The 11204-nt window shown below is 38.6% G+C and carries 10 protein-coding genes; 6 read left to right on the forward strand and 4 right to left on the reverse strand.

From position 1 onward, the window contains the following. Positions 1-44: 44 nt before the first annotated feature. Positions 45-2096, reverse strand: coding sequence for a DNA helicase IV (gene helD, locus PSF09_RS02170; protein ID WP_272683403.1), 2052 nt, complete (start codon positions 2094-2096; stop codon positions 45-47). A gap of 123 nt (positions 2097-2219) precedes the next feature. Here helD and yccS point away from each other — a divergent pair, with 123 nt between their 5' ends. Beyond that, positions 2220-4370 carry a YccS family putative transporter gene (yccS, locus tag PSF09_RS02175; protein WP_272665293.1) on the forward strand — a complete coding sequence of 717 codons (2151 nt, stop codon included), beginning with the start codon at positions 2220-2222 and terminating at the stop codon, positions 4368-4370. A gap of 102 nt (positions 4371-4472) precedes the next feature. Here the strand turns inward: yccS and PSF09_RS02180 are convergent, their stop codons facing one another. Next, entirely contained in the window at positions 4473-5087 is a 615-nt protein-coding gene (locus PSF09_RS02180; RefSeq protein ID WP_210835317.1) for a TfoX/Sxy family DNA transformation protein, read from the reverse strand. 231 nt (positions 5088-5318) lie between these two features. Between PSF09_RS02180 and sulA the strand changes: the two genes are divergently transcribed. Further along, on the forward strand, positions 5319-5840 hold the full coding sequence (sulA, locus tag PSF09_RS02185; RefSeq protein WP_272683404.1) for an SOS-induced cell division inhibitor SulA: 522 nt from the start codon (positions 5319-5321) through the stop codon (positions 5838-5840). 355 nt (positions 5841-6195) lie between these two features. Then, on the forward strand, positions 6196-7266 hold the full coding sequence (gene ompA / locus PSF09_RS02190; protein WP_210839496.1) for a porin OmpA: 1071 nt from the start codon (positions 6196-6198) through the stop codon (positions 7264-7266). Between the two features lie 185 nt (positions 7267-7451). Here the strand turns inward: ompA and matP are convergent, their stop codons facing one another. Then, positions 7452-7919 carry a macrodomain Ter protein MatP gene (gene matP, locus PSF09_RS02195; RefSeq protein WP_004909648.1) on the reverse strand — a complete coding sequence of 156 codons (468 nt, stop codon included), beginning with the start codon at positions 7917-7919 and terminating at the stop codon, positions 7452-7454. A gap of 173 nt (positions 7920-8092) precedes the next feature. Between matP and PSF09_RS02200 the strand changes: the two genes are divergently transcribed. The 3 genes from PSF09_RS02200 to fabA all read left to right on the forward strand — a co-directional run bounded on the left by PSF09_RS02200 (position 8093) and on the right by fabA (position 10829). Next, positions 8093-8269, forward strand: a complete 177-nt coding sequence (locus tag PSF09_RS02200) for a GhoT/OrtT family toxin (protein WP_004909646.1) — start codon at positions 8093-8095, stop codon at positions 8267-8269. A 208-nt stretch (positions 8270-8477) separates the two neighbouring features. Further along, a complete protein-coding gene (locus PSF09_RS02205) occupies positions 8478-10214 on the forward strand; it encodes a Lon protease family protein (protein ID WP_272665297.1) in 1737 nt (578 codons plus the stop codon). 96 nt (positions 10215-10310) lie between these two features. Further along, on the forward strand, positions 10311-10829 hold the full coding sequence (gene fabA / locus PSF09_RS02210) for a bifunctional 3-hydroxydecanoyl-ACP dehydratase/trans-2-decenoyl-ACP isomerase (RefSeq protein ID WP_004909641.1): 519 nt from the start codon (positions 10311-10313) through the stop codon (positions 10827-10829). A gap of 129 nt (positions 10830-10958) precedes the next feature. On the opposite strand, the gene rmf is transcribed toward fabA, so the two are convergent. Further along, positions 10959-11129, reverse strand: a complete 171-nt coding sequence (gene rmf / locus PSF09_RS02215; protein ID WP_004909639.1) for a ribosome modulation factor — start codon at positions 11127-11129, stop codon at positions 10959-10961. Positions 11130-11204 lie beyond the last annotated feature (75 nt).

Genomic DNA, 11204 nt, shown 5'->3' on the forward strand with positions numbered 1-11204 from the left:
TAAGCGCCACTGCATTCTGGCGCTTAATACAAAATAAAATTACCTTAAGGTTTCTTTTGCTTTGGAACGCCCAACTGCTTGAGTTCATCAACAAATTCTGACGGCTTTTCTGGGTGATAAAGCAACCAAACTTGCTGCTTAGCCCGTGTTAATGCGACATATAGCAAACGTCTTTCTTCTGCATGATCAAAATCTTCTGGCTTAGGCAGTAATGCTTGCTCAATAATTGATTCGCGGGCAGGAGCAGGAAACCCCTCCTTTCCACTATTCAAGCCACAAATTATCACATGATCTGCTTGCTGCCCTTTTGAGGCATGGATAGTCATAAACTGAATGTTTAATTTTGGCCAACGAGTCTTGGCTTTATCTAAAATATTAGGTTTTAAATAATGATAGCGAGCGAGCACTAATATCGTTTCATCATCAAGGACATAACCACTCATTTTATCCAACAAACGTTCCAGCGCATCTTCATACAGAAGAATAACGGATTTTTTATTTCCTTTAGTTAAGCTATTCAATGGCTTATCTAACTGCATAGGGTTTTGTAAAATAAACTGATTAGCAATCTCACCAATACGCTCATTAAAACGATAAGTCGTGTCTAAAGCGCAAAGTTCTCCAATACCAAAGTTATGTTCAAACGATGTGGTTAAGTCTAATTCTGCGCCACTAAACCGGTAGATAGCTTGCCAATCATCTCCAACAGCAAATAACGTCGTTTGCTTATTCTGCTTTCGTAGTGCTTGCAATAACTTAGCGCGAAGAGGAGAAATATCTTGAAACTCATCAACTAAAATATGTTTCCATGGGCTAATAAAACGCCCTTTTTCTAGAATATTGATGGCTTGATGAATTAATCCTGAAAAATCAATTGCGCCTTCATCTTTCAATGCGCTTTTCCACGCTTTCAATAACGGCGCCATTAAACGAATACGTTTTTGGAAAAGATCTCTTATTTCTTCCGCCGCATTCTCAATCATGTCCTTCTGACTACCACCATGCATACGCATTAAGCTTAGCCAGCGGTCTAACCGAGTAGCGACTTTAGTGCTAATTTTTTCGTCTTTCCAGAATTCACCGTCTGGAATTTCCCATTGTAACTCTTCAGAAAGCCATTCTCGCCACCCTTTTGCTTGCGCTTTCTTAGCTGAACATTGTTCCCGCCATTCATTTAATAATAATGTATGCCGTTTTTGAGTGTCTGTTTCTAACTCGCTAATCACTGGCGATTTTTTGCTACCTTCACGAATAATATGTAAAGCAAGAGCATGAAAAGTTTTTGCTTCAATATCTTGTTGTAGGCGTGAGTGAATACGTTCGTTCATTTCATCCGCAGCTTTACGACCAAAAGCCAGCAAGAGAATTTGTTCTGGTTTTGCTAAACCTCGCAAGGTAAGCCAGCCCGCTCTAGCGACTAGGACTGATGTTTTACCACTCCCAGCCCCCGCCAGCACTAATACATTGTCCTCACCATTGATCACTGATAAGGACTGTGAATAATTGAGTGGCGATGTTTCTACCTGCTGGAAAAAATCGTGATAGCGAACTAAAACAGACTCACACCAGTGATCATTAATTTGTTTTCTGCATTCTTGACTGTTACTTAGCCAATTCAAACATTCTTGATACTGTGATGCACAATTTTCAAACAATGAAATACGTGCTAAAGGCATAGGCAATGACGAGAATTTTTGTGATATTTTATCTTTTATTTCGGCTAGTTGGTGTAATGTCAACCAATGATCTTGCTGCGTCAATTGTTCAATCGCATTAACGAGCTCAGTCAATACATGAGCACTGACTTGACTCATTTCAATGCTCCATTGCTGCCATTTTTCATTTAAATAATGGTAAAAGCGCTGAGTTTGTTTCCATTCAGTGCCGTGTAAACGAACAACCTGTTCATTCACAATTTCAAATTCTAACTCCCCCCAAACAATCCCTCTCTTACAACGAAGATCAATGAGTTCATTAAATGGGATAAGATATTGGTGGTTTTCACCACTCACTTCAATACCTGCGTTGAGTAAGCGAACCCGATTGTAGGGATGCTGAGCCAGACGCTGTCCAATCTGTGTTGATTTCAGTTCCATACGTCCTGCACCTGAGAAAATCAATGACAAAAATACGGTTGGCTTGATTCCAAACAGTTTTTTATTCCTTGTAAACAAGCTATCCTATATAGATTAAGGCTTGTCTTACCTTTGAGGTACTTTGTGTTAACACTGCTTACCAGTTATCGTCGTGTGCTATATAACAGCCATATTTTATATTATATCCGAATATTTATAGCCCTGACAGGCGCAACCTTAGTGCCATGGTTGTTAGGTCAAGAACCTAAAATCACCATCCCACTCACATTGGGTGTCGTTGCTGCAGCACTAACTGACTTAGATGATAGGCTAACTGGTAGAATAAAAAATTTAATTATTACACTTTTTTGTTTTTTTATTGCATCCGTTTCTATTGAACTCCTTTTTCCCTATCCTTTATTTTTCTTTTTTGGCCTCGCTTTTTCTACGTGTGGCTTTATTCTTCTTGGTGCTTTAGGACAGCGATACGCTACCATCGCATTTGGCGCACTATTAATTGCCATTTATACCATGCTCGGTGTACCCATTTTTGATACTTGGTACCAACAACCCGCATTATTACTGACAGGGGCAATTTGGTATAATATTTTAACCTTGATTGGGCATATTTTATTTCCAGTAAGGCCATTACAAGATGCAATAACCCAATGTTATCAGCAACTTTCAGCTTATTTAGATGCAAAAGCTAACTTATTTGATCCTGATTTAGAAGATGACTACCAACGCTCTGTTTATGATTTAGCATTAGTAAACAGTCACTTGGTCAGCACCATGAACCAAGCAAAAATGGCATTATTGAGTCGATTAAAAGGAGATCGGGGACAAAAAGGTACACGAAATTCGCTACAATATTATTTTGTTGCTCAAGACATTCACGAACGGGCTAGCTCCTCTCACATACAATATCAACAACTTAGCCGCACTTTACGTCATTGTGATATTTTATTTCGTTTCCAACGCCTATTAACCATGCAAGCGAGAGCCTGCCAACAAGTTGCTCAATCTGTTTTATGGCGTAAACAATACCAACATAATCCTCGTTTTGAACGCACTTTCACTTACATTGAAAAATCGCTACAGCTACTAAAACAGCAATCACCTGAACTTCATGAAATTAAAGCCCTGTATAACTTACTTAAAAACTTAAAAGGAATTGATGTTCAACTTAAAGGCCTGAGCCTTGAGCAAAGTGCATGGCAGCAAAATAATAAACAAATAGAACAGTTATCTGATGAATCGTTATCAGGGATTAGTGATATTATTTCACGAGTTAAACACCATTTAACGCCAAAATCATCTTTATTTCGCCATGCAGTAAGAATGTCAATTCTCCTTTGTTCTGGCTATATAATTATCCAACTATTTGATATGGAACGAGGATATTGGATATTACTCACTAGCTTATTTGTATGCCAACCTAACTACAGTGCCACTAAACGCCGCTTAGCCCTTCGCATAATAGGAACTATTGTTGGTATTCTCATTGGTTTACCTTTGCTGAATTTAATCCCCTCGATGGAAGGCCAACTTACGCTAATCGTTATTTCTGGCTTACTGTTTTTTATGTTTCGCAGTAGCCAATATGCTCAAGCAACCTTATTCATCACACTTCTCGTTTTGTTTTGTTTTAACCTACTGGGTGAAGGGTTTGATGTTGCACTTCCACGGATCATTGACACATTAATTGGTTGTTTTATTGCATTACTTGCCGTTAGCTTTATTTGGCCAGATTGGAAATTCCGCCAACTCCCCCAAATCATTCAAAAAACCATGGATAGCAACTGCCGTTATTTAGATGCTATTTTACAGCAGTACTACCAAGGTAAAGACAACCGCCTTGAGTATCGAGTTGCACGTAGAGACGCACACAATAATGATGCAGAGTTCGCTTCCATTGTGTCCAATATGGCTTCTGATCCTAAGTCTTACCGAATCACCCAAGAACAAGCTTTTCGCCTTCTTTGCTTAAACCATACTTTACTCAGTTATATTTCAGCGCTAGGTGCGCATCGTGAAAAAATGCAAAATGAAGGCAATCTTTTATTACTCAACGACGCTATTTGCTATGTTGAATCATCCTTACAAATCACAACCATTGACCCGCTAGTTGTTGATGAAAAATCAGATAAACTTCGCCATAGTCTATTACACCGCATAGATGATATTTCAACCAGTGATGACGAAAAAACGTTGCTTATCATGGAGCAAACTAAGTTATTACTTGAGCTAATCCCTGAGATACAGCAAATCATTCGCACTATCAGTGCAACATAAATATACCGATGAGCGGGTATTAAAATTCTAAATACCCACTCATCCTCGTATAGCTATATGTAATATTGATTATATTAATGGCAAAAGTCGTTTTCAGTGAGTTTAGGCTGACGTCAACTCAAAGCTATTATACCAAGCAATTAGTTCTTGTTTGATATCCTTAGGCAAAACAGCACTATGACATCCTTCTATTGCAGCTGCTAAACCAATCAGTAGCTTGATGCTGGGGTTATTTCTACCATGTTTTTTTAGCTTCATAAAACAAGCCTTTGCACCCATCATGCGCAAATCATCAACATGAGATACGCCTATTTTCCCTAGAGCACGCTCAACTGACATATTCATATTAGGTAAATCTTTTATACGCATGGTCATTGATTGCTTTTGTTTTAATTCCTCGATAGCTGAACGGTACGCTAACTCAATATATTGGAGAAACAAAACTTCGTCATGCCAAACTTGTTCCGAAAGTTGATAGTACCGCATTTCCAATGGAATACCTTTTTTACTATAAACTAACCGATTAAACCCTAACGCTTCAAAGTGGCTCCTCGCAACTAAACAACCACGTAAATAAAAACAGTCATCAAGTACCAGCCCCACAATTGCATCATCGACTAATAAACAAAATCCACCAAAATGATTTTTACGTTTTAATGCGCCAAATTGACTTAACAAACCGGATAAATAAAAAATTTTTTCTTCTTCTAACAACATTACCAAACTCCTTTTTGGGTATGCTCAATTTTCATCCTTGAGAAAATTAAATTTATAATTTCTTTTTTTACAGATAATTACGCGTAACCAATTTTGAGAGTTTCCATAAAAAATGCCAAGCAGAATGCAGAGAAAAACAACAAAGTTGCGAAGCGCTTTGAAAAAATAGTCTTGATATTGGATGGATATACAGTTACTGTATGTTCATACAGCATTGTAACGAGGTAAATTATGAGCATCTATTCTTGGAACAACTCAACAGAACATTCTCTTAATAATTACGCACAATCAATCCCTGCTACAGGGCTTACCAATAGCTCTATGCAACAAGGTATGGTGAGCGAACTTGTTTACGATGAAAAACACCCTATTATGGATTATATTTTATTACCAATGCTTCGTCAGTTTGGGGTTCAATCGCGCTGGTTACTTTGGCTAAGTCCAAATAAACGACTAAGTAAACACTGGTTAGAACAATCAGGTATACCTACTCATAAAGTTATGCAATTAAATCATATGGAAGATATCACTACGATTGATGCCATGGAAAAAGCACTAAGAAGTGGTAATTATAGTGTAGTTTTAGGGTGGCTACCGGAAATAAGCGAGCAAGATTTTATTCGCTTACAATATGCAGCTAAAGAAGGCCGTTCTATCGGTTTAATTATGCGCCCACAAGAAACATATAATATGGTTAGCACACATGCAGGACAGCCAAACCACTTAAAAATTCACTCAAATCATTATCACTAGCTAAGATTAAGAATTTTCTTACTAAATTTAACCTTTAGAAATATTTATCTCTAAAGTTAAATTAAAAGTATTGTAGATCAATCAGATAGATAAAAAATAATCATTACAAGAAATATACATATCTCTCTGATTTATACACTAAAAAAATACTTTTTTTAACGATTATTGCTCACTCTACTTGTATCTTTTTAAGTTCGTTGTAGACTTTAGCTTGTTCGGCTTATGGCATTATTTTTTTACTTTTATTATTTTTTTGTAGATAATGTCTGCGAAACCTAGCAAGTAAATTAAACCAATGGCATATAATAAGGCTCAGCGAAGCCAAGCCAATATTGGATGATAACGAGGCGTAAAAATGAAAAAAACAGCTATCGCAGTAGCAGTGGCAGTAGCAGCTTTTGCAACCGTTGCACAAGCAGCTCCAAAAGATAACACTTGGTATACCGGTGCTAAATTAGGTTGGTCTCACTATGAAGACACTAAATTCACTTCACCTGAAACTGATCTTCATGTAGGTAAAACTACTGACCGCGACACAATCGGTGCTGGTGCATTCGCAGGTTACCAATACAACCAATACATGGGCTTCGAGCTTGGTTATGATTGGTTCGGTAAAATGAAATACAAAGGCGCTGGTAACAGCGGTGACCTGAAATCTATGGGTGTTTCATTAACGACCAAATTAAGCTATCCAATCATGGATGACTTAGACGTTTACACTCGTTTAGGTGGTATGGTTTACCGTACTGAAGCAAAAGCAAACCAAACACAAGGTCGTTTCAAAGAAACTGACACTGGCGTTGCACCTGTATACGCATTGGGTCTTGAGTACGCAATCACTCCAGAGTGGGCGACTCGTTTAGACTACCAATGGGTTAGCAACTTAGGTGACAAAGACAATATCGGTACTCGTCCAGACAACGGCATGCTGAGTGTTGGTGTTGCTTACCGTTTCGGTCAAGCTGATGCTCCTGTTGTAGCTCCAGCTCCAGTTGTTGCTCCAGCTCCAGTTGTTGAAAACAAACGTTTTACTCTGCGTTCAGACGTTCTGTTTAACTTCAACAAAGCAAGCCTGAAACCAGAAGGTCAAGAAGCTCTGAATGAGCTGTACAACGAACTTAGCAGCATCGACCCAACTCAAGGTCGCGTACTGGTAGTTGGTTTCACTGACCGTATCGGTTCACAAAACTACAACCTGCCACTGTCACAAAAACGTGCTCAGTCTGTAGTTGACTACTTAGTTGCTAAAGGCGTTCCAGCTAGCGCAATCGCTGCAGAAGGCCGTGGTAAAGAAGATCCAGTAACTGGTAACAAATGTGACGATGTTAAAGGCCGTGCTGCTCTGATCGAGTGTTTAGCGCCAGACCGTCGCGTTGAAATCGAAATCCAAGGTACAACTGAAGTTGTAACTCAACCAGGTGCTTAATTCTTAGCCCTAGTTTGAATTTCGAACTGAACATAAAAAACCCCAATTAATATTGGGGTTTTTTTACTATTAGATGCTATTAGAATAATAGGTACGATAGAAATATTCACTTTAAAAATAAATATCCCATAATAAACGCATACCACTTGGATACACACAACAGTAATGATCCTTACCGATCTTTATTAATTATCCTTTTCCTTTGACGTCCCGAGGATCGCTTGTAAATCTTGCTTTAATGAGCTCATTTGACTCTCATATTTATCTTTATGTTCTGCATCTTCAATCAACTGAATAATAGTTTCAGACAACGTTTTATTACGTTTCACTGCAAGATTAGACAAACGCTGCCACACCGAAAAATTTAAATCTATTGATTTCTTACGTGTATGGGGATGTTCTGCATTAAAATGACGTTTACGCCTCGCTCGAATACTCTGTTTCATTCGATTATCAAGCTCAGGATTCATATGCAAAGTGATCCACTTTAGTACATCAATCGGTCTATTTTCCATTTTTAGCAGCAAGTCTATCGCTTCTTTTTCTGCGCTTCTTTCTATATAACGGGTAATAGCTTCACCACCTCTTGCTTTATTGACGAGGTATTCCCATTTCCAGCCACATTCAAGATTTTCAAGCTGCTGATATTTCATAATTTTTCCTGAAGAAAATTGAACCTATCTTTATATTAGCAAGATTATAAACAAAATACTCAAGCAGATATTCGATTTAGTAGAATATTCACTTTTTCAGTAAAGAAGATAACCTGCCCTTGTAAAAATAGTGTACAATCCGCCCCTATCTGTTAACAAATTAATAAAACTGCATGTCCACATTTGAATACATACTCGTCATCTATGGGATTGGCGGAGTATGCGCAATGCTATTTACCCTACTCGTAACAAAAGACCCTAACTGTTTTATGCGTTTATTGAGCGCCATACTTATTGGCTTAACTTGGCCAATGACACTACCTATTGTGTTTATGTTTTCGTTATTCTAGTCGATAATTCAACAATTATTGCTGCAAGATTGCCTATCAAAGGCTAATATAACAGGCTTGCCCATTGGGTAATGAATTAGCCTGAATTTTGTTTATAAAACAAACAATATTATTTAGCAAATTTATTAAATAAACCTTGTTCAGGCATATACGCCCAGCTTATTGGCAGGCATTCTATTTATAACCCTATTAATAGCAGATAATTATAGTGATCAGTCAAGAACTAACATGGCAAGGCCTAATTCCTAACTTATCGTCATTTCAGACGAAATTTGTATCTTCAGAAACGTTGACCCCTGCAATTTTGTCAGACATTCAGCCTAGGCTGTCTGATGGCATACAACATTTTGTTGATGAATTTGCCCAAACGCGCTTTATGTTTATCAAGTCTGATGAAAGTGAGGAATATCTTAGCCTTTATGCTAATGCAATTACCCCCTTGCTAGCAAATATCAACACCATTGATGGTGATTATCAATTATCTGAAGATAATCGACTTTTTCAGTGGAAAAATGGTGTTAAAAGCCGTTTTTCTTCTCGTGAAAAAATCGCTTACCGTAATTGGATAGAACCTGAACAATTATTCGGCTATGTCACCCCGTCCTTGAATTTAGTACCTGGCTTACTTCATCAAATCAATGGTGGCATATTAGTTATCGCAGCTAGTGCTTTAATTAACCAGCCTTTAATGTGGGCTCGCTTAAAAAATATGGTTAACCGTCAACAACTTGAATGGTTACCTTATTCTGAAAATCAACCTTTACCAATTGAAATTGAGCCACATCCCTTAGAACTTAAAGTTATTATTGTTGGTGACCGACTCGCTTTAGAAGAATTTGAATTTACAGCACCGGAGCTATTTAGCTGCACTATTTATGGCGAATATGAGCCTATTATGTTCTTCGAGGATGAAGAGCAATTGGCCTTATGGATGCGTTACATAAAATCCATTATTGATTCGAATAAATTACCGAATATTTCGCCTGATGGTTGGGCTCCTTTTATCCAACAAGCTGTACGTTACTGTGAAGATAAATTTAATCTTCCTCTTGATATTCTTTGGCTAGTTCGCTCTCTTGTCGATGCTAGCCATTACCATGTTAATCATTTGCTAACTCAAGAGTCATTTAATCAAGCAAATGAGAATCGCCAATGGCGCCACAGTTTTCTTGCCGAACGAACCCAAGATGATATTTTACAAGAACAAATCTTTGTTAAAACCGAAGGTGAAGTTATCGGCCAAGTTAATGGTTTGTCTGTTTTGCAATACCCGGGGCACCCTGATGCCATTGGTGAACCTTCGCGAATCACCTGTGTTGCACATTTAGGTGATGGTGAATTTACCGATGTAGAACGTAAAGCCGAGCTAGGCGGTAATATTCATGCCAAAGGCATGATGATCATGCAAGCCTATTTAAATTACGAGCTTAAATTAGAACAACCTCAGCCTTTCTCCGCCTCTATCGTCTTTGAGCAATCCTATGGTGAAGTTGATGGTGATAGCGCTTCGCTCGCAGAGCTGTGTGCTTTAATTAGTGCATTAGCTCTACAACCTATTGATCAGCAAATTGCCATCACCGGTGCGGTTGACCAATTTGGTTATGTCCAACCTATTGGTGGGGTAAATGAGAAAATTGAAGGCTTCTTCGATATCTGTGAAAAACGAGGATTAACAGGCAACCAAGGTGTCATCATCCCAATGGCAAATGTGCGCCATTTATGCACCAAGTCGGCTGTCGTTGAAGCGGTTCAAGAAGGTCAATTCCATATTTGGCCTGTTGAACATGTTGCCCAAGCCATTACTTTACTCACTAAGCAGCCGTACTTTGAACAACAAGCTGAAGAGGAAAATGTACACCTGTTAGCTTTAATTCAAGAACGAATCAACCAAGCAAACTCACCAGATAAAGCTAGACTCCCTTGGTTCTTAAAATGGATGAGTTGAGTAAAGATTGCGTAAAAAATAGCAGATCGGAGTTGTTCAGCGTACAAGTGTACGCTATCCTGTAGCCCTACACATAATAAAGGCTATCTTAAGAACATGGTTGAGAAACGCGGATCCTACACAAAAGATGATTTAATTGCTTCTGGTAAAGGCGAGTTATTTGGAGAAAATGGTCCTCCATTGCCATCAGGAAACATGTTGATGATGGATCGTATCGTCAGTATGACTGAAGATGGCGGTACATTTAACAAAGGTTATGTGGAAGCTGAATTGGATATTAATCCGGACCTTTGGTTCTTTGGCTGCCACTTTACAAACGACCCTGTCATGCCAGGCTGTTTAGGCCTTGATGCAATGTGGCAGTTAGTTGGCTTCTACCTTGGCTGGCTCGGCGGTGAAGGTAAAGGGCGTGCGTTAGGCGTTGGCGAAGTTAAATTTACGGGCCAAGTTCTCCCTACGGCGAAAAAAGTCACTTACCGTATCAGCTTTAAACGCGTGATCAACCGTAAGCTGATTATGGGTTTAGCAGACGGTGAAGTATTAGTTGACGGTAAATTAATTTATACTGCAACAGACTTAAAAGTGGGTCTTTTTAAAGACACGAGCGCATTCTAAGCTTTGAAATGCAAACCTCCGCAATGGCGGAGGTTCTTAAATTGATTGATCTCTTTAACTTAAAAACCAAAAAATACGCAAGAAAACGAGTACAGGCTATTTAACCTAAAAGATCAACGAATATGGGGATTATACTACCGCTACGGTTCGATCCTCCATCGCCTTTCGCCAACCACCTAGCCAATGCGACCGAGCATCTACTGCTTGATATGGGCACAGCTCTTTAGAGCGCCCTGCTAAACCTGCTTGATAACCTCTCGATAAAGCTCTTTCTAAACGGTCTCGCTTCTGTCTTTTCATGCCTTACTTCCCTCATCATTTAAATGGAAAAGAAAACAGCACCTACTATTTTTTAATAGGTACTCTATAGAAATA

The organism is Providencia sp. PROV141 (genome assembly GCF_028481645.1).
GTDB lineage: Bacteria > Pseudomonadota > Gammaproteobacteria > Enterobacterales > Enterobacteriaceae > Providencia > Providencia rettgeri.

What these genes read in the sequence shown, in the direction of transcription:
- helD (WP_272683403.1), bottom strand. Translation starts at nt 2,096, where the DNA reads ATGGAACTGAAATCAACACAGATTGGACAGCGTCTGGCTCAGCATCCC.
- PSF09_RS02180 (WP_210835317.1), bottom strand. Translation starts at nt 5,087, where the DNA reads ATGTTGTTAGAAGAAGAAAAAATTTTTTATTTATCCGGTTTGTTAAGT.
- sulA (WP_272683404.1), top strand. Translation starts at nt 5,319, where the DNA reads ATGAGCATCTATTCTTGGAACAACTCAACAGAACATTCTCTTAATAAT.
- ompA (WP_210839496.1), top strand. Translation starts at nt 6,196, where the DNA reads ATGAAAAAAACAGCTATCGCAGTAGCAGTGGCAGTAGCAGCTTTTGCA.
- matP (WP_004909648.1), bottom strand. Translation starts at nt 7,919, where the DNA reads ATGAAATATCAGCAGCTTGAAAATCTTGAATGTGGCTGGAAATGGGAA.
- PSF09_RS02200 (WP_004909646.1), top strand. Translation starts at nt 8,093, where the DNA reads ATGTCCACATTTGAATACATACTCGTCATCTATGGGATTGGCGGAGTA.
- fabA (WP_004909641.1), top strand. Translation starts at nt 10,311, where the DNA reads ATGGTTGAGAAACGCGGATCCTACACAAAAGATGATTTAATTGCTTCT.
- rmf (WP_004909639.1), bottom strand. Translation starts at nt 11,129, where the DNA reads ATGAAAAGACAGAAGCGAGACCGTTTAGAAAGAGCTTTATCGAGAGGT.